Consider the following 24,869-nt stretch of genomic DNA (forward strand, 5'->3'; position numbering starts at 1 on the left):
AGGACATTCAAATTGTTTTTAATGCTTGTATAGAACTAAAAAATAGGAAAAGTTCGCTTTTTGTATTTATAATGATATTTTAGGGAGATTTGTCACTGTTTCTTTTTTGATATATAATGACTTCATGACTTGATTTAGACCAGTCATACTGGTTAGAAAGGTATTATTTATATGAAGAAACAATTGTATGCAGCAGCGACAGCAGCAACCTTAGTATCAGTAGCGCCGTATGTTGCTCAAGCTGAGCAAGCAAATCCGGGTGTAGAAGTCCAACAACAAGATGCACAACTAAAAGCAGAGCTCAATGCTCTCTATCAAAAGGTTGAGGAATTGACGACCTATGCAAAAAACCTAGATCGGGAGAATTACTACAAGGAGCAGTTCGCCATGAACTATTTCACCTCCATAGCCCAAGGGGGAGATCCTGTGGTGATTAAAAGTCAGCTAGAGGCTGGGGTGAACAAGACCTTAGCAGACTTTAAAGCACAGGTCGAAGAGGATTATGCACAAGCTCGTGATCATTATCTTTCAGTGATAAAGGTAAGTTTTAACCCTGATAAGTTTGAGCAGATTAAACGTTTTGCGGAGGATCCAACTAAAAGCATTGCAAACATCCAAACCTTTGCTGTGCAACTATCAGCAGAACAAAAGGCTGAGGAGGAAGCTGCCAGAAAAGCGAAAGAAGAACAAGCAAAATTAGAGGCAGCAAAGCAGCAAGCGACAACAGAAATTTCTCAAATGCAGGAATTACCAGACGATGTAAAAAATGGCTACCTCACTAGGGTAAGTGCTGCAAGCAGCGTAGAAGAAGTTGAGACCATTAAGCAGGAAGCAAGGCAATACGTAACTACTCATCTGAAAGCAGAGCTCAATGATCTCTATCAAAAAGTCGAGGAATTGACGAAGTATCCGACGGATAAAGATAAAGAAAAGTACTACAAGGAGCAATTTGCTATGGATTATTTTACTTCCATAGCTCAAGAAAAAGATCCTGTGATGATTAAAAGTCAGCTAGAGACTGGGGTGAGCAAGACCTTAGCAGACTTTAAAGCACAGGTCGAAAAAGATTATGCACAAGCTCGTTCTTATTATGTTTCATCACTAGAGGCGGTCTTTAGTCCTAATAGGTTCGAGCAACTGAAGCGTTTGGCGGAGGATCCAACTAAAAGCATTGCAAACATCCAATCCCTTGCGCAGCAACTATCAGCAGAACAAAAGGCTGAGGAGGAAGCAGAGAAAAAAGCCAAGGAAGAGCAAGCCAAATTAGAGGCAGCAAAGAAACAAGCGATAGCAGAAATTTCAAAAATGCAGGAATTGCCTAACAGCGTCAAAAATGGTTACCTCACTAGGGTAAAAGCTGCAAGTACGGTAGAAGAAGTCGAGGCAATTAAGAAAGAGGTAGCACAATATGTGGTGACTCGTCAGCAGGTTGAGGCGAAAAGAGCAAAGGCTAAGGATACCTTGACCAAGAAAGAGTATCTCTATCCAGGTCAACGTACAGGTTATTTAAATAGACTAGAGCAGGCAGGAACAGAGGCAGAGATTGACAGTATCTTGGCAGAAGCGGATATGAAGGCGACGATCAATAAGGCTCTTTTCCAAAAGAGAGCAGGCATCAGCAAGGAGATTGACCAGCTAGCTTACTTAAGTCAGGAGCAAAAGGCTGATTTCAAGGGGCAATTAGAAGAATTGCAGTCTGAGGGACAGTTGGATCATGTTTTACTGGTAGCTAAGAAAGCCAATATCCAATCTCTGAAGAATCTAGGAAAAGAAGATCTTCAAAAAGCCAAGGCTTTCTTAAAGGCGATTAAGCAGTTACCGGAAGTAAAAGATGAGGACCTATATCAGGGTCAAATGGAGGTTTGGCAAGCAGTTGGACATGCCTTAGAGATTTATCTGGATCCTTTTGAGAGGTTGAATCCTGAAAAAGATACCAATCTAACACAGATGCAACTTTCTGGTCGCCTAAGTCGCTTATACGATGCTCTTCACTATGGAGAGATGGAATACATTGCTCGGGACTTAGAGCAGAAACGTCAGAAATATCCAGATAATCAAGAATTAAAGAAATTGATTAAAGAAATGTTCCACGCTCCTTATGCTTCCCTAGATACAGGTGGTAAGAATGGGGATTTTGATGCCTTTTTGAGGAGGGATATTTACCCAAATCAGAAGAAATTCAATGACTTGTATCGGAGCCTATCCAGCAAACCCTTAACCCCGCTTGTACCTGCCAAGCCTATTGTTAAGGTAATCACTCATCGTGAAACACGTAAGGAGGCAGTACCATTCCAAACTATTACCCGAGAAAATCCTAATTTACCAAAGGGTGAGAAACGGATTATTATAAAAGGTAGGGCAGGTGTCCGTACTATTGTCGAAGAAGTGCAAATGAAAGGAAATCAAATCCTCTCCCGTAAGCTAGTCTCAGATATGGTGACAACCCCTGCTACTAATGAAGTAGTGGAAATTGGGACCAAAGAAGCTGACAATAAAATGTCTGCCCAACCGGGTCAAAATGGACGGAATACAAACCCTACCCAACCGGGTCAAAATGGACGGAATACAAGCCCAGGACAATCAGGTCAAAGCGGACGAAACACAAGTCCTGGACAATCAGGTCAAAGCGGACGGAATACAAGCTCTGGACAATCAGGTCAAAGCGGACGGAACACAAGCCCTGGGCAATTAGGTCAAAATGGACGGAATACAAGCCCTGAACAACAGGGTCAGAACGAGCAGAAAGACGAATCACCAAAACAAGAACAGGTCAAACCGAGAAAGGTGTTGCCAAAAACCAATGCAGCACCAAGCATGTTATCAGCTATCGGTGTCGCTCTAATAGGTCTGACAGGTCTAGTGGTGAAAAAACGCAGAAAATAACCCTCTAAGGGAATAAAGTGAGAGGTTGAGATTAGGTTCTCTTCCTCTTTTTTACGACTTCTTATATTTCTGTAAACAAAAATATCAAGCTAGGTTACAGTTCTTTTGTTTACTTTTAGTACTGGGCAAGGAGCTGCAGGCTGCTTCAACAGTCTAAGGACTGTTGAAGGTTGGAAATCATACTGACGATAGTCAGTAACAATCGTAGAGTAGGGCAAAGTGAGTTCCAATCATCTGGAAGAGTGAAACAGTTCGGCGGACTGTTTCAGCCTGAGCCTAGAAATTTGAGAGCGAAGTGGGCAAGGTTGGAAATGAGGAAACGAAGCCGAAGGTAGAACTAGCGTTCACCAAGACAAGTTGACGAAGTATCCTTTTGATTTTTATTGAGTATTACTTTTGCTGAAGTATGAGGGAAGAGGATTTCTTATCTTTGGAGATACATCAGAAGAAATGATTATAGGAGCGGTATCTTATCTGTGCTTTATCTGTTTTTTAAGTCATTAAAAGAAACTTCTCTCAAACTAGTGGTATAATAAAGAAGAATATAAAAAGAGATAGCAAGAGAGGAGAAGACAATGCATAAGATTTTAGTGGTTGAAGACGATGTGACCATCAATCAAGTGATTTGTGAATTTTTAAAAGAACATGATTACCAAGTAACATCTGTGATGGACGGGGGAGAAGCCTTAGAGTGCTTTACGCAAGAGAACTTTGATCTCATCATTTTGGATATCATGCTTCCAACTGTCAGTGGTCTAGATGTCCTAAAAGAAATTCGAGCCAATTCTCAGGTTCCGGTCATAATGTTGACTGCCTTGGATGACGAATACACTCAGTTAGTTAGTTTTAACCACTTGATTAGTGATTATGTAACCAAGCCATTTTCTCCGCTTATTCTTATCAAGCGGATTGAAAATATCTTGCGTCGTTCTGTTACTTATTCTGAGATCGTAGTAGATGAATTGCGGGTATCTTTAGAAGATCGAACGGTTTACTGGAAGGGTGAAAAAATGTCACCGACCAAAACGGAGTATGAGTTGCTTGAGACTCTTGCTAAACGGAAATACCATCTGGTGACCCGTGAGCAGCTAATGGATGTGATTTGGGGCTATAGCGAGCTTGATACACGTGTCTTGGATAATCATATCAAAAATATACGCAAGAAAATACCAGGGATTCCCTTAGTTACGATTACAGGAATGGGCTACCAGCTAGGGAGAGAATCAAAGTGAAAATTGCAAAAAGACATTTCCTTTGGACCAGTGGTTTGATTTTTTTTGTGGTCACCGCTTTATTGACAACCCTCTATTTTGTCATGCCAATGTATTATCAATTTGTCAAAATGAGAGAGATAAAACAGGAATTTAACTATGTATCAAGCAGTCTTCAAGGAAAGTCGCTAGCTGAGATAGGAGAGCTTTTGGAACATTTTGACGAAAAAAATGGTCGAATGTGGTTTAGCTTGTCAGACGAGGAAGGGACTCTTTATTACCCCAAAATAGAGGAATTAAATTCAGATGTACGATTAGAGGTGAGTATCTTTTTAGCGCAGGATATGGAGCCTGAGAAGTTGAAAGAGACTATCTTAGATAAGGAAGGGACCAACTATAAGCTCGAGGGAGAGTATTCCCTGCAACCTATTTCTGACGCCACCCAGGTCTTGCTTCACTTGTCACCCTATTTTCTTATCTTCTTCCTCTGTTTAGGAACTGCCTTATCCTATATTTACAGTCGGATTTCGACTAAGCGACTGAAACAGATTTCTGAGACCACACGAAAAATGGTTAGCCTTTTGCCGAATGTGCTATGTCAGGTAGAAGGGCACGATGAAATTGCAGAGCTTGCCCAAGATGTCAATACCCTTTATGATAGCTTGTTACGCAACATGGAGGCACTCCGCCTTGAAAATGAGAAGGTAGCAAAAAGTGAACGGAGTAAGGCAGAGTTTTTGAGGATGACTTCTCATGAATTAAAAACACCTATTACAGGAATGATGGGAATCGTAGATGGGATGATTTATGGCATCGGTGAGTTTAAAGACAAGGAGAAGTACCTAAAAAAATGTAGAGATATTTTGGAGCAGCAGTCACAATTGGTTCAATCCATTTTAGCCATGTCTAAATTAGAGCTACAGGTTATAGAAAACATGAATCAAGCCTTCTTCTTGTCAGATGAATTGATGGGGCAGGTCGAATTTTACCAGACCTTAGCTGAAGTACAGGGCTACCGCTTTTCAGCTCAATTAGAACCCTTAGAGGTTGAAGGGAACCAGGTTCACTTGCTCAAGGCGGTAAAAAATATCCTAGACAATGCCTTTCATTATACACGGGCAGGCGGAGAAATTGTTCTTCGATTAGAAGGCAATCAGCTCATCATTGAAAATGAGGCTGAAAAAATCTTGAGCCCAGAGCAGGTCGACCAGATTTTCCAACCATTTTATCGACCAGATTATAGCCGTAGCCGTAAGGACGGAGGTACTGGTTTAGGACTTTTCATTGTTCAACAAATTTTAGACAGGCACCAACTCACCTATCGATTTGAAGCCATTGAGGATAGGTGGATGCGCTTCACCATTTTCTTTTAGCAGTGATGTCCAAGTGTTTGGGACTGGGAGAAATAGGCTATTTGGTGTACGGAACGGATGTTGCATATTTTGTTTAGCTCTCACCCTCCTCACAGCTTAATTTGGAAAGGGAGCATTACATGAAAAAACTCCCTATTGGGAAAGACCAGGCTTCAATTTCTAAGCACATAAAAAATACCCCACTGGGGTATAACTCGCTTTCTCATTTCCTAGCTCGTGAAAAAATACCCCACTGGGGTATTTTTTTAATGTGCGACGCGACGACGGGCTGCTTTCTTACGATTTTCTTCAATGAATGCTTCTTTCTTTTCTTCAGGTTCGATGATTGTCTTATGAATCGTAAAAATCGCACCTGCGGCAAGAGCAACTGTGCTAGCAACTCCTGTCAAGAAACCTTTTCCAAAACCTTTAGCCATAGTTGTTTCTCCTTTACTTGTGTTATAATAGATTGTAGCGAAAAAACAAAAAATTTTCAAGGGAAAAGATGAAAACGAAGATAATAGTAGTAGTAGGGCCAACTGCGGTAGGGAAAACGGATCTGGGAATTGATCTTGCTAGGAAATACGAGGGTGAGATTATTAGTGGCGACAGCCAGCAGGTTTATCGGCAATTAGATATTGGAACGGCTAAGGTGACGAAGGAAGAGCAAGATCTTGTTCCCCACCATTTGATTGATGTACGTGATGTGACCGAAGGTTACTCCGCTTTTGATTTTGTGGCAGAAGCAGGTAGGCGGATTGAAGAGATAGTAGATAGAGGAAAGCTACCGATTATTGTGGGTGGTACAGGGCTCTATATTCAAAGTCTGCTTGAGGGCTATCATCTGGGCGGTCAGGTGGCACATGGAGAGATTCTCGCCTACCGTAAGGAGTTAGATCACTTGTCAGATGAAATGCTCTTTGGGAAAATAGCAGAGCTAGGGATTGAGATTCCTCAGATCAACCGGAGACGAGCCATAAGACAGTTGGAACTGGCACATTTTGGTCAAGAGTTGGAAAATCAAGAACCAGCCTACCAAGCCTTGGTGATTGGTCTATCAGATGAGCGCTCCGTCTTATATGAACGAATTAACCAGCGGGTGGACCAGATGTTAGAAGTAGGTTTGCTTGCAGAAGCTAACTGGCTCTATGAAACGTATCCGACAGCCCAAGCGAGCTTGGGAATCGGCTACAAGGAATTTTTTCCTTATTTTGCTGGGCAGATAAGTCTTGAAGAAGCTGTCAACAAAGTCAAACAAAATACCCGGCGTTTTGCGAAACGCCAGTTGACTTGGTTCCGCAACCGTATGCAGGTGGTATTTGACAGGGTATCTGAAGTAGGAGTGAGAGATAAAATCTACCAGCGAGTAGGGGAATTTTTAGAGGAAAAACATGATTGAAACGAGAAAAGAAGAAGAACGTGTCTTGCTAATTGGGGTAGAATTGCAGCAGACGGAGAACTTTGCTATGTCGATGGAAGAGCTGGCTAGCCTTGCTAAGACAGCTGGTGCAAAGGTTCAAGGTTGTTATACTCAGAAACGTGAAAAGTATGATAGCAAGACCTTTGTAGGTTCTGGTAAATTAGAGGAAATCAAACGGATGGTTGAAGCAGACAAGATTGATACGGTCGTTGTGAACAATCGTTTGACACCGCGCCAGAATGTGAATTTAGAAGAAATCTTAGGGGTCAAGGTGATTGACCGGATGCAGTTGATTTTGGATATTTTTGCTCTGCGAGCCCGAAGCCATGAGGGGAAGTTGCAGGTGCATCTGGCACAGTTAAAATATATGCTGCCACGCTTGATTGGACAAGGAACTATGCTCAGTCGTCAGGCTGGTGGGATTGGCTCTCGTGGACCGGGTGAAAGCCAGCTAGAGCTCAACCGCCGGAGTATTCGCAACCAAATAGCGGACATTGAACGCCAACTCAAGGTCGTGGAGAAAAATCGAGCAACGGTACGAGAACGTAGGCTAAAGTCCAGTATTTTTAAAGTCGGACTCATCGGCTACACCAATGCAGGAAAGTCCACTATTATGAATGCCCTAACTGATAAGCACCAGTATGAAGCAGATGAGTTGTTTGCGACCTTGGATGCGACGACTAAGCAGGTTCAGCTATCAGATACGTTTCAAGTGACGATAACGGACACAGTTGGCTTTATCCAAGATTTACCGACAGAGCTTATTTCAGCCTTTAAATCTACTCTAGAAGAGTCTATGAATGTTGACTTGTTGCTCCATGTTATTGATGCTTCGGATCCCAATCATGCAGAGCAGGAAGAAGTCGTCTTGGACATCTTACAAGAATTGGAGATGCTGGACATTCCCCGCCTAGCCCTTTATAATAAGTTAGATAAGACAGATGATCGCTTTACACCGAGCCAATTTCCACATGTCATGCTATCTGCTAAAGATGAGCATGCCAAATCTCATATCCAGATAATGCTCTTGGCGAAGATTAAAACCCTGTTTGAGCCTTTTGAGCTTCGACTTCCCTTAAAAGATAGCTATAAAATTCATGATCTTGGTCGCATATCCTTGATTGATAAGCGCTTCTATGAGGAAGATCTAGAAGTGATCAAGGGGTATATCGCTAAGGAGCACAAGTGGAAATTAGAGGAATTTGAAAATGGACTATATTGACCTAGCCTTAAAATATGGTGGCTTTACCAGTCTCGATAGAGTTTATCTGACACGGCAATTGCAAGACTTGACGGATAGTCAAAAACTGGCTTTTATCACGCCACCCCCCTCTGTCATCAATGCCTATTTTGCGGAATTGTATCAAAAGAGCAGTCCACAGGCTGCGACAGACTACTATCTGGATTTGTCTAAGCAGCTCAATCTGTTTCTTAACCAGCCTTCTTTCGCAGAAGAAAAGCCCTTTGTCCGCTTGAATTTATCAGGGAAATCCTTTGGCTTTGCCTATCAAGGTGAGAAAGAAGTGGCGCGTGTTTTTGCAGAGAAAGAAGAGGTCATAACGCCTGCTCTTCTCTTTGAGATTGCTCAAGTATTTCCTCATTATAAGGTCTGGATTGAGGAGAGAAAGATCTGGATGCAGCCCTTTTCAATAGATGAGGAAAGCCTTGTGGCAGTTGAAAGTGATTCTCTTTTAACGGATCTTGCTGAAAGTGTGGATTGGGTGCGGATTTCAGGCTTGAACCAAGAAGAGGTGATAGAGGTTGCGAGCCATTATCAAGGGCAAGCCTACTATGCTTGGTCAGGACGGACGGCTCTTATCTATATTCAACGATAGAAAGAAGTATATGTATATTCAATTTTTAGGAACAGGAGCGGGTCAACCCTCCAAATCACGCAATGTCTCAAGTTTGGCATTGAAATTATTAGATGAAATCAACGAAGTATGGTTATTCGATTGTGGAGAAGGGACGCAGAATCGCATTTTAGAAACGAGTATTCGTCCCCGCAAGGTGAGTAAGATTTTTATTACCCATCTACATGGAGACCACATCTTTGGTCTGCCAGGCTTTTTATCTAGCCGCTCATTTCAGGGCAATGAAGAGCAGACAGATATTGATATTTATGGACCGATAGGCATTCGCCAGTTTGTCTTGACCAGCCTAAAGGTGTCTGGGTCTCGTCTCCCCTATCGGATTCATTTTCATGAGTTTGAGGTAGAGCAAGTAAATAAGGTGCTTGAGACAGACAAATTCACAGTATTTGCAGATAAGCTAGACCATACGATACCTTGTGTCGGCTATCGTATCATGCAAAAAGAGTTGGAAGGGAGACTTGATGCAGAGGCACTGAAGGCAGCAGGCCTACCCTTTGGTCCCTTATTTGGACGAATCAAAAATGGTGAAAATGTGGTCTTGGAGGATGGAACAGAGATTATCGCGAGTGACTATGTTTCGCCACCTCGCCCTGGGAAAATTGTGACGATTTTAGGGGATACACGTAAGTGCCATGCCAGTGTGCGCCTTGGGGTCAATGCAGATGTGCTTGTCCATGAGGCGACTTATGGAAAGGGCGATGAGAGGCTTGCTCGCAAGCATGGGCATTCGACCAATATGGAGGCGGCAATGGTTGCAAAAGATGCGGGAGCAAAGCGCCTGCTACTGAATCACATCAGCCCACGTTTTTTATCCAAGGATATCAGCCAGCTTCGAAAAGAGGCAAGCAGTATTTTTGAACAGGTTCACATTGTCAAAGATTTAGAGGAGGTTGAAGTGTGAGGAAGATTTTGATAACAGGGGCTTCGGGGGGCTTGGTTCAAGCCATGGTACCACTTTTGGTAGATGATTTCCTAATCCTACTGGGGCGCGATAAGGAAAAGATGATGCGCCTTTATGCTAGCCATGCCAATAAATTGGTCTTAGATACTGATATTCGAGACGAAAAAGCCTTGATAGAGCTGTTGGGACAGCTGGAGGAGCGTTTTGGTGCCATAGATATTTTGGTCAATAATGCAGGCTATGGTTCGTTTGCGGACTTTACGGATTTTTCTAGCCAAGAGGTGCGGGCTATGTTTGAGATCAATACCTTTGCCCTCATGACCCTGTCTCGCTTGGTGGGAGAGCAGATGAAAAAAAGGCAAAAAGGTCAGATTATCAACATCGTCAGCATGGCTGGTTTAATGGCTTCTAGCAAGTCTTCGGTTTATTCAGCGACAAAATTTGCGGCTATCGGCTTTTCGAATGCCCTGCGTCTGGAGCTGGCGACTTCAAATGTCGTGGTGACTACGGTTAATCCAGGTCCTATTGCAACGGGTTTCTTTGAAGAGGCTGATCCGGATGGTGCTTATTTGAAATCTGTTAAAGCTTTCTTGTTGCAACCCGATACGGTGGCTCGTAAGATTGTTAGAACGATGGGTACTAAGAAAAGAGAGCTCAACTTGCCTTGGAGCTTAGCATTTGCCCATAAATGTTATGCCCTATTCCCACACCTTGCGGATTTTCTTGCCCGTACCGTTTTTAACTACAAATAGTGGTTTCATGTAATAGTATGGTCTTGTCAGCTTGCCTTATAGAATACCTGCTCTCCCTTTGATTGGCAGGCGAAATAAGCATAGAATAAAATGAATAGTACAGCCCTCCTTTTTCCTTGGGTGCTGTGCCTTTAGTAATACGAAACGAAAGGAAGGATAGGGATGAAAAAACTATGGCGCATAATATATAGTCGTACCTTTATCGTTCTCTTACTGCTTGCAGTGACGGTTGGGGCGATCTTGTGGACGGTCAGCTCAGCAACAGTGCTGGCACCTGCTCTCCTCTCTGTTTTACAGTTTTTTTCGATTTTAGTAGCCATTTCGGTGATTAACCGACCGATGAACGCCAGCTTTAAACTGACCTGGATTATTTTTATCATCGGGATTCCGATTTTTGGAGCTCTCTTTTACTTTATTTTGCAGTCTAATATTGAAACGAGGCGCTATCGGAAGACGTTCAAACGGCAAAGTTTGCTTTTACGGCAATATGGACAGACTTCCCATAAGGTTCTAAATGCCTTGGCAGAGCAGGATAAGGACCAGTTAAAACTGGCACACTATATGAACCAGTATGTCGGCTATGCTCTGCACTCTAATACGGACGCAACCTATTTTTCATCTGGGGAGGCAAAGTTTGAAGCCCTGTTGGATGAACTACGCAAGGCAGAGACCTACATTTTTATGGAATATTTTATTGTTGACTTTGGCTATATGTGGGATTCTATCTTAGAGATCTTGAAAGAAAAAGCGGCGCAGGGAGTGGAGGTACGCTTTATGTACGATGGGACGAATTCCCTAACCCTCTTGCCCTATAATTATTATAAAACCCTAAGAACATACGGCATCAAGACCAAGGTCTTTTCTCAGATTATCCCTGTTTTATCAACCGTACAAAATAATCGAGATCATCGAAAGATTGCGGTAATTGACGGGAAAGTAGCCTTTACAGGTGGGGTCAATATTGCCGATGAATACATCAACCGTAAAGAGCGCTTCGGCTATTGGAAAGATGCAGCCATTATGGTCAAGGGAGAAGCAGTTGCCAATTTTACTCTCATGTTCTTGCAGATGTGGAATTTCAATGAAAAAGCGCAAAATGACGATTTGAAATATTTAAAAGATCACCATGATCAAGAAAAATCAATCATTGATTCGGAAGGGTTTTTCCTGCCTTATGGTGAAAGCCCCTTTGATGGAGATGAGGTGGCCAAGCGTGTCTGTCTTGACATGATTCAGTCGGCGACCAAGTACATTTATATCATGACCCCCTATCTGGTCTTGGATGATGAGATGTTGGATAATTTGACCTACGCAGCTAAGCGAGGCGTAATGGTCCGTATTTTGCTACCACATATTTATGATAAGCAGTCAGCCTACCTAGCAGCACGAACAGATTTTCCAACCTATCTAGAGGCTGGTATTGAGATTTATGAATACACACCAGGTTTTGTCCATTCAAAGGTTGTGCTTGTTGATGATAAAAAAGCGACTGTTGGTACAGTGAACATGGATTTTCGTAGTTTTTACCTTAATTTTGAATGTGGGCTCTATATCTATAAACACCATCAGGTTTTAGCGGATATTCATAGGGATTTTGAAGACTCTTTTGCTCAATCTGAGCAGATTACATTGATGAACTTCGTACGGACCTATCCTTGGTATAAGCGATTTGGTGGTGCTCTGATGAAGATTATTGCCCCACTCTTGTAGGGTAATGAAGATACGAGAGCGTTAAAAGCACAAAGTGAAAATAGGAAATACGACGAAGAAGCGTCAGCTTCTAGGAGGATTTATCTTTTTCACACAGTGCTTAGCTCGAGTTCAATTGAATAAGATACGAGAGCGTAAAACAACTCCTAGAAAAAATAGACAATCGAAGCAGGTTGTCTTACAACCGATGAGATTGGTCCTCGCTTTCCAGTTTCTCAGCTCGGGTAAAACTAATCCACTGGATTAGTTTTATTGACAGTGAGTTGTAGCTCGAGTTCAGTTAAATCAAGATACAAAAGCCGTAAAGCGAGCCAAGTAAAAATAGGTGGCCGAGCAGAAGTTGCTTGCAACTTCCTTGCGAAGAACGCTAGGTTAGTCACCAATGAAATGCAGGGAATAGCCAGCTAGCTACCGCTAATACACTGTATTTTAATCCATTTTTGTTACGGTTTTTTCGCACAGAGTCTAGAAAGTCTTCAATGACAAATGTATACTAGAAAACGATAAAGAAATGTTTAATTAGTAAGTATTCTTCTGACATCAAGTAAACTGTGTATGTTCAAAAGGATATAAGGAGAATAATAGTGTTACAATCAACTTATGAGTGGACCTTGGTTCCAACGATTTCTGATGAAAAGTTTGCGAAAATAGCTAAAAAAGAGGGGCTAGATTTGGCGGCAGCCAATTTACTTTATACGCGAGGGATTCAGTCAGAAGAAGCCCTTAGGAAATTTTTGCATCCTAGTTTAGAGGATTTGCATGATCCCTATTTGCTGCATGGAATGAGGGAGGCAGTAGAGCGGATTCGTCGAGCCATTGAGGAGGAAGAGCGGATTCTCGTTTATGGCGACTATGATGCCGATGGAATGACATCCGCCTCCATTGTTAAAGAAGCTTTGGAGGAATTAGGTGCGGAATGTTTGGTCTATCTACCCAATCGCTTTACAGATGGATATGGACCAAATCAGTCAGTCTACCAATATTTTATTGAACAGCAAGGAGTGTCCTTGATTGTCACAGTAGACAATGGTGTGGCAGGGCATGAAGCGATTGATTATGCCCAGAGTGTCGGGATTGATGTCATCGTGACAGACCACCATTCCCTACCAGAAATCTTGCCAAATGCCTATACGATTATTCATCCGGAGCACCCAGATGGACACTACCCATTTGCCCATCTGGCGGGTTGTGGTGTGGCATTTAAGTTGGCATGTGCTTTGTTGGAAATGGTGCAACCAGAATGGCTTGATTTGGTAGCAATCGGTACCATTGCAGATATGGTCAGTCTGACGGGAGAAAATAGGGTCTTGGTCAAATATGGTCTGTCCTTACTCAAGCAGACAGAGCGACTGGGGTTGCAGGAGCTGATGGCCTTAGCTGAGATTCGCCCAGAAAGTCTGACAGAAGAAACCGTCGGTTTTCAATTAGCGCCACGCTTGAATGCTTTGGGTCGCCTTGATGATCCGAATCCAGCTATTGAGTTACTGACAGGATTTGATGAGGAAGAAGCCCAGACTATTGCGCAAATGATTGATGGTAAAAATACCGAACGCAAAGAGATTGTTCAAGCCATTTATGATGAAGCAAAGCTGATGATTGATAAGGACAAGCCTGTTCAGGTTTTGGCTAAGGAGGGATGGAATCCGGGCGTCTTAGGGATTGTCGCAGGGCGCTTGCTAGAGGAATTGCAACAACCAGTTATTGTCTTATCGATTGATGAAGGGAGGGCTAAAGGGTCAGCACGATCGGTTGCCTCAATTGATATTTTTGAAGCCTTAAAAGATCATCAGGACTTATTTCTTGCCTTTGGTGGACATGCAGGTGCTGCGGGAATGACCTTAGAAGTAGATAAGCTCGGTAGCCTATCAGATACTCTTTCTACTTATATCTTGGACAAGGGCTTGGATCAAGTCAGCAAAGGAGACCTGCAGTTAGATGAAGAATTGGATTTGGAAGGGTTGACCCTTGATACCTTAAAATCATTTGAGAGTTTGGCTCCTTATGGTATGGATCATGCAAAACCAATCTTTTATATCAAGGATTTTCAGGTTGAGTCAGCCCGAACCATGGGACAGCAAAATGCACATCTTAAATTTCGTATCAAAAAAGGGCAGGCTAGCTTTGATGTGGTTGCCTTTGGAATGGGGGATTTGGCACTTGAAATTTCCCAGAGCAAGCACTTGGAATTAGCTGTTCGTTTATCTCTCAATCAATGGAATGGACAGACAACCTTGCAGCTGATGTTAGTCGATTTGCGGGTTGAAGGGGTTCAACTTTACAACTTGCGCAGTAAAAAAGCGACTTTCCCCGCAGATGTCCTGGTGATTGATGCTCGAAAAGAGGTACCAGATGTGACAGGCTGGCAAGCGCTCGGGATTGCGACGGTGCCAGATGATTTGCAGGTCTTGAAAGACTTGCTACAACGGCATGATTTTCGGGCTATTTATTTTAAAAATGAGATTGCCACTCCCTATTATTTGGACGGTTATGGTAGCAGAGAGCAATTTGCGCGTCTTTACAAGACTATTTTGCAGTTTAAGGAATTTGATGTGCGTTACAAATTAAAAGAGCTGGCAAGCTATCTCAAAATCAAGGCGCCCCTCTTGATTAAGATGATCCAGATCTTCCAAGAATTAGACTTTGTCACCATTACAGATGGTGTGATGAGGGTCCATAAGGAAGCGGAAAAACGTGAGATTAGTGAGAGTGCTATTTATCAACAACTAAAAAAGCAAGTGGCAGAGCAAGAACTAATGGCACTTGGAACGGTTCAGGAAATGTATGACTACCTTATGGAGAAATAAGGGTAAAACAGATTTGTATTTTGGTAGCTCTCCATAAAAATGGGACTGCTTCTAAAAATAGGAATGGAGATGCCCCAAAGTAAGGGGCAGAGGGAGAGCAGTTAGCCATGAGAGCTTTTCTAAAGGGGGTGGGACGTTCGTCGTCATCCGTAAGCAAGATGCCTAGCCTTGCAGGGTGTTAGACAAGTTGACCGTTATGGAATGTGCCAGTATATCTTGGAATGTGAGAACCATCCGACATAACTTACTATATATAGGTGTAGTTAACCTTGATAAGGAAGAAGTTGAGAGATAGCTAGCTCTAGACTAGTTGTTTTTCAACTTTTTAAATCTCCCAAATAGGGAAAAACATGGTATAATAAAGAGTAATGCTCCTTAAAGGTCAGGGTCTATCTTTCTTGCCTTGCTTTGTTGAACTCTGTTTCACTGTTAGCTTTGGCATCTTATCAAACCTTGATTTTTAAAAGTCTGTCTGTACAAGTAAAGCACTTGGATTTAAGATTTTATTTTTCAGTCAGCAAGGGAATTTTTGAAGGAATCCCAGAGGAAAGTTCAAAGATGACATAAATGATGAATAAGGAAAATCTAATCTTGAATGGAAGTCGAAAGCTGTGAATGCAGGTTTTAAGAGTATCTATAAAAGAGATTAACAATAAAAAGTGAGAATACAATGAATTTAAAAGATTATATTGCTTCGATTGAAAACTATCCGCAAGAAGGAATCACCTTTCGTGATATCAGTCCTTTAATGGCGAACGGAAATGCCTATAGTTATGCGATTCGTGAGATTGTCCAATATGCGACAGATAAGAAAATTGATATGATTGTAGGTCCTGAGGCACGTGGTTTTATCGTAGGCTGTCCGGTTGCCTTTGAGCTTGGAATTGGTTTTGCTCCTGTTCGTAAGCCAGGAAAATTGCCTCGTGAAGTCATTTCAGCAGACTATGAAAAAGAATATGGTGTCGATACCCTAACCATGCACTCAGATGCCATTAAGCCGGGTCAGCGTGTGTTGATTGTCGATGATTTGTTGGCAACAGGTGGTACAGTTAAGGCAACCATTGAAATGATCGAACGTCTAGGTGGTATTGTTGCAGGTTGTGCCTTCCTAATTGAGTTAGATGATTTGAAGGGACGCGAAGCGATTGGCGATTATGACTATAAAGTGTTAATGCACTACTGATATAGTTTTAAACTATAAGAAATCCTATTTTTCTTCTAATTGAAAGGTATACCCTCCTGTTATATAATGGAATAAAGGAGGAGTGAGCGATGCCGATTAAGTTAGAAAAATCCTTACCTGCCATTGAGCAACTAAAAGCAGAGAATATCTTTGTCATGGATCATGACCGTGCCAGTCATCAGGATATTCGCCCCTTGCATATTTTGATTTTAAATCTCATGCCACAAAAGATAGTGACTGAGACCCAGTTATTGCGTCTCTTGGCTAATACACCCTTACAATTAGAGGTTGATTTTCTATACATGGCTAGTCACCGTTCCAAGACAACCCAAACTGCGCATATGGAAACCTTTTACCATACTCTTGAAGAAGTTAAAAATCGTTATTTTGATGGTCTGATTGTGACGGGTGCGCCTGTGGAAAATCTAGCCTTTGAAGAAGTGGATTACTGGGAGGAGTTGCTTGCAGTTTTTAACTGGGCGGAAAGCCATGTTTATTCGACCCTCCATATCTGTTGGGGAGCACAAGCAGGGCTTTATGCTCGCTATGGGATAAAGAAGCATAGCTTGCCTCGGAAGTTGTCTGGTGTCTATTGTCAGAAAGTGATTGATGATTGCAATCCTTTGATGAGAGGCTTTGATGATGAATTTCGTGCCCCTCATTCACGCCATACCGATGTAAAGGCAGTAGAGATTGAGCGATTGGAAAAGCTTCATGTGTTGGCGCAGGGAGCGGAGGTTGGTTTATCTATTGTCGCAAGTAGCGATCTTCGTGAGGTCTACAGTTTTGGACATTTGGAATACGACCGATACACTCTTGCGAAAGAGTATGAACGCGACAGTCTTGCCGGATTAAATCCTGCTCTTCCGGAGCATTATTTTAAGGGAGATGACCCGACAGCTCGTCCAGCCTTATCATGGAATTTGCCAGCGGCACAATTCTTTACGAACTGGATAAATTATGCTGTCTATCAAGAGACGCCGTATGACTGGAAAATGGTTGAGTCCTCAGCCTTGTCGGCAGGTTTATAGCCATTCAGCTTCTCGTTATTAGGTCGCAATTCGTCTAGCCTCATCTTCTATTCAAAGAACATCTATAGTTGATGCGCTATTCTTTTGCTACTCCAAGATTATGAAGCCTGCCTGCGATACCTATCTAGTATCAGATGAAAATCAAAAGACTATATAAAGAGGAACTATGAATTATTTACAGCAATTCCAAAAGGGGTATCTGGTTCTACCACCAGATTTACTCTTTCATTTTAAGGACTTATTTCCCTCAGCAGATGATTATGTTGTCTGGCAATTTTTCTTTTATCAAAATACTAGTGGTATTGAAGGGGTGGCATCTAGCCAGATTGCTCAGGCCTGCGGAAAGGCTATTTCTGAAATCAATCGTTCGATTGAGCAGTTGCAAGAAGCGGGTTTGCTTGATTTTAAGACCATCAATTTATCTGGGGAAATTGAGATGATTTTTGATGCTTCGCCTGCTTTGCAAAAACTAGAGGAGCTCTTAGAGGCTGACATTTCTGTACAAGAGCCTCAGGTGCCTCGCTATGACTTGAAGCAACTGGTTTCAGATTTTGAGGTAGAGTTGGGTCGCTTATTGTCTCCGCTTGAAATTGAAGACCTAGAAAAGACCTTGCATGATGATCGAACTGCGCCAGAACTAGTGCGAGAAGCCTTACGTGAAGCTGTCTTTAATAATAAGACGAATTGGAAGTACATCCAAGCTATTTTGAGGAATTGGCGCCGTGAGGGGATTACGACGGTTGCACAAGTAGAAGCAAAGCGACTTGAGAGAGAGCAGCAACCTCAAAATATCTCTGTATCAGCAGATTTCTTAGAAGCCATGGATTATTGGAAAGAGTAGAAGATGAATCAAAAAATTTCAAAACGTTTGGAAAGAGTGGCTCAATTTGTGCCTCAAGATGCTCGTTTGGTAGATGTAGGGAGTGATCATGCTTATCTCCCTCTTTTTTTGGTAGAAAAGGGCGTGATTGGCCATGCCATCGCGGGGGAAGTCGTCCAAGGTCCCTACCAGTCAGCCCTACAAAATGTAGAAGCCTCTCATTACAAAGACCAAATTGAAGTTCGTCTAGCTAATGGTCTTGCTGCCTTTGAGGAGGAAGACAGAATAACTACCATTACCATTGCTGGTATGGGTGGACGCTTGATAGCAGATATCTTAGAGGCGGGGAAAGAGAAGCTCCCACAGATTGAGCGCCTCATCCTACAGCCAAATAACCGAGAAGATGATGTGCGAGCATGGTTAGAAGAGCATGGTTTTAAGCTAGTTGCAGAAAGTATGGTCGAAGAACATGGAAAATTCTATGAGATTTTAGTAGCAGAACCAGGTGCTCAAAAACTTACAGCGCTAGAAAGGCGCTTTGGTCCCTATTTGTTACAGGAAGTTTCTCTTGTTTTCCGGAAAAAATGGGAGCTAGAGGCAGATAAATTGCAGTATGCACTGGCTCAAATTCCTAACGAACATAAGGTAGAACGTACCCGCATGGAGGAAAAAATAAACCATATCAAGGAGGTATTAAATGTTAGCAAGTAAAGTCATTGAACGCTACCAGAGCTTTTGTCCCCCAAATCTAGCTATGGCAGACGATGTATCAGGGCTTCAGATTGGTACTTTAAATAAGGATATTCAAAAAGTGATGGTGGCACTTGATATCCGTGAAACAACGGTTGCTGAAGCGATCGACAAGCAGGTTGATTTGATGATTGTGAAGCATGCCCCGATTTTCCGTCCGATTCACCACTTAGTAGCAGATGATGCACAGACAAAAATCTATCTAGACTTAATCAAGCATGATATTGCGGTCTATGTTAGCCATACTGATATTGATGTCGTAGAGGGAGGCTTGAATGATTGGTTTTGTGAACTTTTAGATATTAAAGACACAACCTATCTTTATGAGACACAGGCAGGTCAGGGTCTGGGTCGAGTTGGAAGAGTGAAAGAACAGACCCTAGAAGAATTGGCTCTCAAGATCAAGCAGACCTTTGGCTTAGATGCTGTCCGTCTCGTAACGTATGGTCATCCGGCCCAGCAATATGTTGAGCGCGTTGCCATTTGTGGAGGAAGTGGGGGTAGTTTCTACAAGGATGCACTTGAAAAAGGGGCTGATGTCTACATTACAGGTGATATTTATTATCATACTGCTCAGGAAATGCTTACCCAGGGTCTATTAGCAATTGATCCAGGCCATCACATTGAAGTACTATTTGTGGAGAAAATCGTTCAAAAATTAAAAGAATGGGCAGTCAAAGAGAACTGGAATCTAACGATTGAGGCATCAACGGTATCTACCAATCCATTTCGTCATCTCTAATCTAGCAAGAGGTGACATTCTTACTGAAAAATGGTAGAATAAAGCAAATACGTTTGAAAGGCTTTTGCAATTATGAAAGGTATTATTCTTGCAGGGGGCTCTGGGACACGTTTGTATCCCTTAACCCGTGCAGCATCGAAACAATTGATGCCTATTTACGATAAACCGATGGTTTACTATCCCCTATCAACTCTCATGTTGGCTGGTATCAAGGATATTTTAATCATCTCAACACCGACAGATTTGCCACGTTTTGAAGAAATGTTAGGGGATGGGTCGGAGCTTGGTATTTCACTTTCTTATGCAGTGCAACCCAGCCCAGATGGTCTTGCGCAGGCTTTTATCATTGGGGAAGAATTTATTGGTGATGATTCAGTAGCCCTTGTTCTTGGGGACAATATTTACCATGGAAATGGCTTGACGAAGATGCTCCAACGTGCAGCTAACAAGGAAAAAGGAGCAACGGTTTTTGGATATCAAGTAAAAGATCCGGAACGTTTCGGTGTTGTCGAATTTGACGCAGATATGAATGCTATTTCTATCGAAGAAAAACCGGAAAGACCGAAATCAAACTTTGCTGTAACCGGGCTTTATTTCTATGATAACGACGTAGTAGAGATTGCTAAAAATATCAAACCATCTCCTCGTGGAGAGCTAGAAATCACAGATGTCAACAAGGCCTATTTGGAGCGTGGAGACTTGTCTGTGGAGCTTATGGGACGAGGCTTTGCCTGGCTTGACACAGGTACCCATGAGAGCTTATTGGAAGCGGCTCAGTATATCGAAACGGTACAACGCTTGCAAAATGTTCAAGTAGCAAATCTGGAAGAGATTGCTTACCGCATGGGCTATATTAGCAAAGAGCAGGTTTATGAACTGGCTCAGCCCTTGAAGAAAAATGAATACGGACAATACTTGCTCCGTCTGATTGGAGAAGCTTAATGACAGAGAATTTTTTTGGCAAAACCTTAGCAGCTCGAAAGATTGATGCTATTCCTGGCATGTTGGAATTTGACATTCCTGTTCATGGTGACAATCGTGGCTGGTTTAAAGAGAATTTTCAAAAGGAAAAAATGCTTCCTTTAGGTTTTCCTAAGCGTTTTTTTGCAGAGGGAAAATTGCAAAACAATGTCAGCTTTTCCCGGAAGCATGTCTTACGTGGTTTACATGCAGAGCCTTGGGACAAGTACATTTCGGTTGCAGATGGTGGTAAAGTGCTCGGTGCCTGGGTTGACTTGCGTGAGGGAGAGACTTTTGGGAATGTCTATCAAACAGAGATTGATGCTAGTAAGGGAATCTTTGTACCGCGAGGTGTGGCAAATGGTTTTCAAGTCTTATCTGATACTGTTGCCTACAGCTATTTAGTCAATGACTACTGGGCATTGGAGTTAAAACCAAAGTATGCCTTTGTCAACTATGCAGATCCAAGTTTGGGGATCAGGTGGGAAAATCTTGTAGCAGCAGAAGTGTCTGAAGCAGATAAGAATCATCCGTTGCTAAAAGATGTCAAACCATTGAGAAAAGAAGATTTGTAAAATGTTTAGTAAGTTTTTGGAGATAGCAGAGCAGCTGAATAAAATTGGGATTACCCCACTTTTGATGGGAAGCCTTGGCTTGGAAATCCGCACGGGAGAGACTTGGAACCCTCAAGATATTGATATTCATGTACCTAGCGATCCTCGTGGTTGGGAAGCTCCTGATGAAGGTCGTATTTATCAATTTGATCTTCTGAACCAAATCATGGAAAAGTTGGGGTATCATTTAGTTGATCGCCATGAGCATGAATTTCAAAAAGAGGGGCTTTCGGTTGCATTTGGGGGTATAAACTCTCTACCTAAATTTGCAGGTGTTCCTTTAGAAGATTTACAGGTTGAGGTGTGGGAAGGCGTGTCATTTTACCTTCCCACGCTTGAGCAATACCTCAATATCTATCAAGCCTCCTCAAAAGATAGCTATCGAGCAGAGAAGAATAATCAAAAAGATTTTGCAAAAATAGATTATTTAAAACAAATACTAGAAAAATAGGCGAGTGAAGTGTGCCTAATAGATGTTTGAGATTACGGTGGAAGAGCTAGTGGGGGATACTGTACTAGTTTCGGAAATCTGATAGGAATCTGCTGCTGCCCGCACCGTTTGAGATGAACATCAAAAAAAGAAAAAAATTTTTTGGAGAAATCATGTCTGAATTTAAAAATATCATTGTTACAGGTGGAGCAGGCTTTATCGGCTCAAACTTTGTACACTACGTCTATAACCATCATCCAGATGTTCATGTGACTGTTTTGGATAAGTTAACATATGCTGGAAACCGTGCGAATCTTGTAGAGATTCTTGGAGAGCGTGTAGAGCTAGTTGTCGGAGATATTGCCGATGCTGAATTGGTGGATAAACTGGCTGCAAAGGCAGATGCCATTGTTCACTATGCAGCTGAAAGTCACAATGACAACTCGCTAAAAGACCCAAGTCCCTTTATCCATACTAACTTTATCGGAACCTATACCCTTTTAGAAGCGGCTCGTAAGTACGATATTCGCTTCCATCATGTTTCAACAGATGAGGTTTACGGGGATCTTCCACTTCGCGAAGACTTACCGGGGCATGGAGAAGGTCCAGGTGAAAAATTCACTGCTGAGACTAAGTACAATCCAAGCTCCCCTTATTCTTCAACCAAGGCAGCTTCTGACTTGATTGTAAAAGCCTGGGTGAGATCCTTTGGTGTCAAGGCGACGATTTCAAACTGTTCAAACAACTATGGTCCCTACCAACATATTGAAAAATTTATTCCACGTCAAATTACCAATATTTTAAGCGGGATCAAGCCTAAATTATATGGTGAGGGTAAAAATGTTCGTGATTGGATTCACACCAATGACCATTCATCTGGAGTTTGGGCGATCTTGACCAAAGGACAAATTGGAGAAACCTACCTAATCGGTGCAGATGGTGAGAAAAACAACAAGGAAGTCTTAGAGCTAATCTTAGAAAAAATGGGGCAACCGGCTGATGCCTACGACCATGTGACAGACCGTGCAGGTCATGATTTGCGCTATGCCATTGACGCAAGCAAACTTCGTGACGAACTGGGTTGGAAACCAGAATTTACCAACTTTGAAGCAGGTCTAGAAGATACGATCAAATGGTATACAGATAATGCAGACTGGTGGCAGGCTGAAAAAGAAGCCGTTGAAGCCAACTATGCCAAGACCCAAAAGGTGATTAAATAAAGTACTAAGCCCTATCACTATCTTTTGAAATGATAAGGGCTGTTTGTCGATTCTGATTTTTATCGTCTCAACCTGTTTGTAGATTGAGTAGAATGGTATCTCTCCTAATGGCACACTCTTAATAAGAGGAAGAAAAATAAAAATAAACAAGGAGCCAATGATGATTTTAATTACAGGAAGTAATGGACAATTAGGGACGGAGCTACGTCATCTCTTAGATGAACGTGGTGTTGACTATGTTGCAGCAGATGTGGCAGAGATGGATATTACCAATGCTGAAAAAGTAGCAGCCTTTTTTGAAGAAGTGAAACCAAGTGTGGTCTACCATTGTGCAGCCTATACGGCAGTAGATATGGCAGAAGACGAAGGAAAAGAGCTGAACTATGCTATCAATGTAGTTGGTTCTGAAAATATTGCGAAGGCTGCTGCCCAATACGGTGCAATCTTGGTTTATATTTCAACAGACTATGTCTTTAATGGGGACTTACCAGTCGGTCAAGAATGGCAGGTAGATGATCAGCCAGATCCGCAATCTGAATATGGTCGCACCAAACGCTTGGGTGAAGAAGTGGTTGAGCAATATGCTGATAAGTTCTACACAGTACGTACTGCTTGGGTATTTGGAAATTATGGGAAGAACTTTGTCTTTACCATGCAAAACCTTGCCCAGACCCGTGATACATTGACCGTTGTCAATGACCAGCATGGCCGTCCAACTTGGACCCGTACGCTAGCAGAGTTTATGATTCATCTGGTAGATACCAAGCAAGCATTTGGCTACTACCATTTATCAAATGACGCAACAGAAGATACGACTTGGTTCGACTTTGCAAGGGAGATTTTAAAGGATACCGATACCAAGGTAGTGCCAGTCGATTCCAGCCAATTCCCAGCTAAAGCGAAGCGTCCGTTCAACTCGACCTTAAATTTAGAAAAAGCGAAAGCGACAGGTTTCCATATTCCGACCTGGCAGGAAGCCTTAGAGGCATTTTATCAGCAAGGAAAATAATCTACAGGAGAAAGAGAAAATGAAAAAGAAAAATCAGTTAATGAAAACCTTGTTCCAAGCAGGGATCGTTCTTGGCCTTCTGGGAGGGGCTACTCTTCCAGTCTTAGCGACTGTACCTGTGGCAGCAGAAACAGCTCAAATCAAGACCTATGAGTTAACGGCAGAAGAAAAATCAGGGATTGAAGAATATATCCATGCTAAGTTACGCGTGGAGATGCAGGAGTTTTATGAAACTGTACTCAAAGAAATGTTGGCTACTGCTCCCGAAATAGCTACTAAGGCTTGGGAAGAAGAAATTGCGGACATAGAGAAGACCTTAACACCAGAGCAGTTGATAGTATTAAAGGACATCCAACAAACTTTTATTAACAGTATCTCCAGACATTATCACTATCTATTGGAGACACAAGTTGTAGTTGGTGGTTACGGTATTCAGGAAGCAAAAGATATTGTTGCCAAATATGAAGCGGAAGAAGATGAGGAAGATCTAGCACCTGAGGTGGAGTTGGCTATCTGGAAGTACACGCGAGAACTGATGCTAGAGGCACAAGCCAAGCATAGGCAATCTCAAGCGATGTATGCTGACTTAGCTACAAAAGAAGAAGAAAAATTAACGGAGCTGTTCCTTAAAGAAACGACGGACCTAGAGGCTGTAAAAGGTCAAGTTACTGTATATGGTCAAGCCTTTGCTACGGCTTCTAGACCAGAATTTCCTTTTGACTTCACGTGGATTGATCAGCGCATTGAGGAGTTAACTCACCAATTGACCCCTAAACCTGGAGTAGCAGAGGGGACGGGTGGGTCTGGGACTGTACCTACAGATTCAGATGGTCAAGAAGGTTCGGGAACTGATTCAAATAATCAGTCAGGAGGGACAGGAGAAACCAATCCACCTGAGAACAATACTACTGGTAACCAGGTCAAGATTTTACCAAAAACTTCTAGCAATCACGGTTTATTAGAGACTGTTTTAGGATTTTTAGTGGCTAGTGTAGGCATTCTTCTAATCTCTAAGAGAAAAACAGCTAGAAAGTAATAGGGGAGCTGTATCCATTATTCATAGCTTAATCCTTAGATAAAGATTGAAACTGCATTCGATGAAAAGCCATATCGGATGCAGTTTTTCATCTGTGGATTGTAGAATCCCTCACTTTTTCTATGTGTTTCACCTGTAAATATGGTATAATTATCTGATAACATATT

22 protein-coding genes are annotated in these 24,869 nt (G+C 42.2%); 21 read left to right on the forward strand and 1 reads right to left on the reverse strand.

Annotation, left to right across the window (positions count from 1 at the left end):
- Window positions 1-171 precede the first annotated feature (171 nt).
- The 3 genes from ACVPON_RS07540 to ACVPON_RS07550 all read left to right on the forward strand — a co-directional run bounded on the left by ACVPON_RS07540 (window position 172) and on the right by ACVPON_RS07550 (window position 5,467).
- The gene (locus ACVPON_RS07540) at window positions 172-2,883 is read left to right on the forward strand and encodes a G5 domain-containing protein (protein WP_462877781.1); all 2,712 of its coding nucleotides are present in this window, start codon (window positions 172-174) and stop codon (window positions 2,881-2,883) included.
- A 575-nt stretch (window positions 2,884-3,458) separates the two neighbouring features.
- Window positions 3,459-4,115, forward strand: a complete 657-nt coding sequence (locus tag ACVPON_RS07545) for a response regulator transcription factor (protein ID WP_462877783.1) — start codon at window positions 3,459-3,461, stop codon at window positions 4,113-4,115.
- Window positions 4,112-5,467, forward strand: coding sequence for an ATP-binding protein (locus ACVPON_RS07550; RefSeq protein WP_462877785.1), 1,356 nt, complete (start codon window positions 4,112-4,114; stop codon window positions 5,465-5,467). The genes ACVPON_RS07545 and ACVPON_RS07550 overlap by 4 nt, the downstream gene beginning before the upstream one ends.
- A gap of 245 nt (window positions 5,468-5,712) precedes the next feature.
- Here the strand turns inward: ACVPON_RS07550 and ACVPON_RS07555 are convergent, their stop codons facing one another.
- Window positions 5,713-5,883 carry a DUF3042 family protein gene (locus ACVPON_RS07555; RefSeq protein WP_075098970.1) on the reverse strand — a complete coding sequence of 57 codons (171 nt, stop codon included), beginning with the start codon at window positions 5,881-5,883 and terminating at the stop codon, window positions 5,713-5,715.
- Window positions 5,884-5,951: 68 nt separating this feature from the next.
- Between ACVPON_RS07555 and miaA the strand changes: the two genes are divergently transcribed.
- From miaA to ACVPON_RS07645, 18 genes are all read left to right on the forward strand, one after another.
- A complete protein-coding gene (miaA, locus tag ACVPON_RS07560) occupies window positions 5,952-6,845 on the forward strand; it encodes a tRNA (adenosine(37)-N6)-dimethylallyltransferase MiaA (protein WP_462877788.1) in 894 nt (297 codons plus the stop codon).
- A complete protein-coding gene (gene hflX / locus ACVPON_RS07565; RefSeq protein WP_462877790.1) occupies window positions 6,838-8,088 on the forward strand; it encodes a GTPase HflX in 1,251 nt (416 codons plus the stop codon). Before miaA ends, hflX begins: the two co-directional genes overlap by 8 nt.
- A complete protein-coding gene (locus ACVPON_RS07570) occupies window positions 8,075-8,701 on the forward strand; it encodes a cystathionine beta-lyase (protein WP_462877792.1) in 627 nt (208 codons plus the stop codon). The genes hflX and ACVPON_RS07570 overlap by 14 nt, the downstream gene beginning before the upstream one ends.
- Window positions 8,702-8,711: 10 nt before the next feature.
- Window positions 8,712-9,641 carry a ribonuclease Z gene (gene rnz, locus ACVPON_RS07575; RefSeq protein ID WP_462877794.1) on the forward strand — a complete coding sequence of 310 codons (930 nt, stop codon included), beginning with the start codon at window positions 8,712-8,714 and terminating at the stop codon, window positions 9,639-9,641.
- A complete protein-coding gene (locus tag ACVPON_RS07580) occupies window positions 9,638-10,393 on the forward strand; it encodes an SDR family NAD(P)-dependent oxidoreductase (protein ID WP_462877796.1) in 756 nt (251 codons plus the stop codon). Before rnz ends, ACVPON_RS07580 begins: the two co-directional genes overlap by 4 nt.
- 162 nt (window positions 10,394-10,555) lie before the next feature.
- Window positions 10,556-12,103, forward strand: coding sequence for a cardiolipin synthase (gene cls, locus ACVPON_RS07585; RefSeq protein ID WP_462877798.1), 1,548 nt, complete (start codon window positions 10,556-10,558; stop codon window positions 12,101-12,103).
- 584 nt (window positions 12,104-12,687) lie between these two features.
- Window positions 12,688-14,907 (forward strand): single-stranded-DNA-specific exonuclease RecJ, encoded by a 2,220-nt coding sequence (recJ, locus tag ACVPON_RS07590; protein WP_462877801.1) that lies wholly within the window; start codon window positions 12,688-12,690, stop codon window positions 14,905-14,907.
- Window positions 14,908-15,577: 670 nt separating this feature from the next.
- Window positions 15,578-16,090, forward strand: a complete 513-nt coding sequence (locus ACVPON_RS07595) for an adenine phosphoribosyltransferase (RefSeq protein ID WP_462877803.1) — start codon at window positions 15,578-15,580, stop codon at window positions 16,088-16,090.
- A gap of 89 nt (window positions 16,091-16,179) precedes the next feature.
- Window positions 16,180-17,121, forward strand: a complete 942-nt coding sequence (locus tag ACVPON_RS07600) for a homoserine O-succinyltransferase (RefSeq protein ID WP_462877805.1) — start codon at window positions 16,180-16,182, stop codon at window positions 17,119-17,121.
- Between the two features lie 166 nt (window positions 17,122-17,287).
- A complete protein-coding gene (locus ACVPON_RS07605; RefSeq protein WP_462877808.1) occupies window positions 17,288-17,962 on the forward strand; it encodes a DnaD domain-containing protein in 675 nt (224 codons plus the stop codon).
- Window positions 17,963-17,965: 3 nt separating this feature from the next.
- Complete coding sequence (locus tag ACVPON_RS07610; RefSeq protein WP_462877810.1) at window positions 17,966-18,652, forward strand: tRNA (adenine(22)-N(1))-methyltransferase; 687 nt, start codon at window positions 17,966-17,968, stop codon at window positions 18,650-18,652.
- Window positions 18,639-19,433: a Nif3-like dinuclear metal center hexameric protein gene (locus ACVPON_RS07615; protein ID WP_462877813.1), complete on the forward strand. Its 795-nt coding sequence runs from the start codon at window positions 18,639-18,641 to the stop codon at window positions 19,431-19,433. The genes ACVPON_RS07610 and ACVPON_RS07615 overlap by 14 nt, the downstream gene beginning before the upstream one ends.
- A 72-nt stretch (window positions 19,434-19,505) precedes the next feature.
- Window positions 19,506-20,375, forward strand: coding sequence for a glucose-1-phosphate thymidylyltransferase RfbA (gene rfbA / locus ACVPON_RS07620; protein WP_462877815.1), 870 nt, complete (start codon window positions 19,506-19,508; stop codon window positions 20,373-20,375).
- Window positions 20,375-20,968 carry a dTDP-4-dehydrorhamnose 3,5-epimerase family protein gene (locus ACVPON_RS07625; protein ID WP_462877816.1) on the forward strand — a complete coding sequence of 198 codons (594 nt, stop codon included), beginning with the start codon at window positions 20,375-20,377 and terminating at the stop codon, window positions 20,966-20,968. The genes rfbA and ACVPON_RS07625 overlap by 1 nt, the downstream gene beginning before the upstream one ends.
- Before the next feature lies 1 nt (window position 20,969).
- Window positions 20,970-21,458 carry a phosphoribosylanthranilate isomerase gene (locus ACVPON_RS07630; RefSeq protein WP_462877818.1) on the forward strand — a complete coding sequence of 163 codons (489 nt, stop codon included), beginning with the start codon at window positions 20,970-20,972 and terminating at the stop codon, window positions 21,456-21,458.
- 152 nt (window positions 21,459-21,610) lie between these two features.
- Window positions 21,611-22,657 carry a dTDP-glucose 4,6-dehydratase gene (gene rfbB / locus ACVPON_RS07635; RefSeq protein ID WP_462877820.1) on the forward strand — a complete coding sequence of 349 codons (1,047 nt, stop codon included), beginning with the start codon at window positions 21,611-21,613 and terminating at the stop codon, window positions 22,655-22,657.
- Window positions 22,658-22,817: 160 nt separating this feature from the next.
- Complete coding sequence (rfbD, locus tag ACVPON_RS07640) at window positions 22,818-23,666, forward strand: dTDP-4-dehydrorhamnose reductase (RefSeq protein WP_462877822.1); 849 nt, start codon at window positions 22,818-22,820, stop codon at window positions 23,664-23,666.
- Window positions 23,667-23,685: 19 nt separating this feature from the next.
- Complete coding sequence (locus ACVPON_RS07645) at window positions 23,686-24,702, forward strand: LPXTG cell wall anchor domain-containing protein (protein WP_462877825.1); 1,017 nt, start codon at window positions 23,686-23,688, stop codon at window positions 24,700-24,702.
- Window positions 24,703-24,869: the final 167 nt, after the last annotated feature.

Source organism: Streptococcus sp. 1F3 (genome assembly GCF_054968985.1).

What these genes read in the sequence shown, in the direction of transcription:
- ACVPON_RS07540 (WP_462877781.1), top strand. Translation starts at nt 172, where the DNA reads ATGAAGAAACAATTGTATGCAGCAGCGACAGCAGCAACCTTAGTATCA.
- ACVPON_RS07545 (WP_462877783.1), top strand. Translation starts at nt 3,459, where the DNA reads ATGCATAAGATTTTAGTGGTTGAAGACGATGTGACCATCAATCAAGTG.
- ACVPON_RS07555 (WP_075098970.1), bottom strand. Translation starts at nt 5,883, where the DNA reads ATGGCTAAAGGTTTTGGAAAAGGTTTCTTGACAGGAGTTGCTAGCACA.
- miaA (WP_462877788.1), top strand. Translation starts at nt 5,952, where the DNA reads ATGAAAACGAAGATAATAGTAGTAGTAGGGCCAACTGCGGTAGGGAAA.
- hflX (WP_462877790.1), top strand. Translation starts at nt 6,838, where the DNA reads ATGATTGAAACGAGAAAAGAAGAAGAACGTGTCTTGCTAATTGGGGTA.
- ACVPON_RS07570 (WP_462877792.1), top strand. Translation starts at nt 8,075, where the DNA reads ATGGACTATATTGACCTAGCCTTAAAATATGGTGGCTTTACCAGTCTC.
- rnz (WP_462877794.1), top strand. Translation starts at nt 8,712, where the DNA reads ATGTATATTCAATTTTTAGGAACAGGAGCGGGTCAACCCTCCAAATCA.
- cls (WP_462877798.1), top strand. Translation starts at nt 10,556, where the DNA reads ATGAAAAAACTATGGCGCATAATATATAGTCGTACCTTTATCGTTCTC.
- ACVPON_RS07595 (WP_462877803.1), top strand. Translation starts at nt 15,578, where the DNA reads ATGAATTTAAAAGATTATATTGCTTCGATTGAAAACTATCCGCAAGAA.
- ACVPON_RS07600 (WP_462877805.1), top strand. Translation starts at nt 16,180, where the DNA reads ATGCCGATTAAGTTAGAAAAATCCTTACCTGCCATTGAGCAACTAAAA.
- ACVPON_RS07605 (WP_462877808.1), top strand. Translation starts at nt 17,288, where the DNA reads ATGAATTATTTACAGCAATTCCAAAAGGGGTATCTGGTTCTACCACCA.
- ACVPON_RS07610 (WP_462877810.1), top strand. Translation starts at nt 17,966, where the DNA reads ATGAATCAAAAAATTTCAAAACGTTTGGAAAGAGTGGCTCAATTTGTG.
- ACVPON_RS07615 (WP_462877813.1), top strand. Translation starts at nt 18,639, where the DNA reads ATGTTAGCAAGTAAAGTCATTGAACGCTACCAGAGCTTTTGTCCCCCA.
- rfbA (WP_462877815.1), top strand. Translation starts at nt 19,506, where the DNA reads ATGAAAGGTATTATTCTTGCAGGGGGCTCTGGGACACGTTTGTATCCC.
- ACVPON_RS07625 (WP_462877816.1), top strand. Translation starts at nt 20,375, where the DNA reads ATGACAGAGAATTTTTTTGGCAAAACCTTAGCAGCTCGAAAGATTGAT.
- ACVPON_RS07630 (WP_462877818.1), top strand. Translation starts at nt 20,970, where the DNA reads ATGTTTAGTAAGTTTTTGGAGATAGCAGAGCAGCTGAATAAAATTGGG.
- rfbB (WP_462877820.1), top strand. Translation starts at nt 21,611, where the DNA reads ATGTCTGAATTTAAAAATATCATTGTTACAGGTGGAGCAGGCTTTATC.
- rfbD (WP_462877822.1), top strand. Translation starts at nt 22,818, where the DNA reads ATGATTTTAATTACAGGAAGTAATGGACAATTAGGGACGGAGCTACGT.
- ACVPON_RS07645 (WP_462877825.1), top strand. Translation starts at nt 23,686, where the DNA reads ATGAAAAAGAAAAATCAGTTAATGAAAACCTTGTTCCAAGCAGGGATC.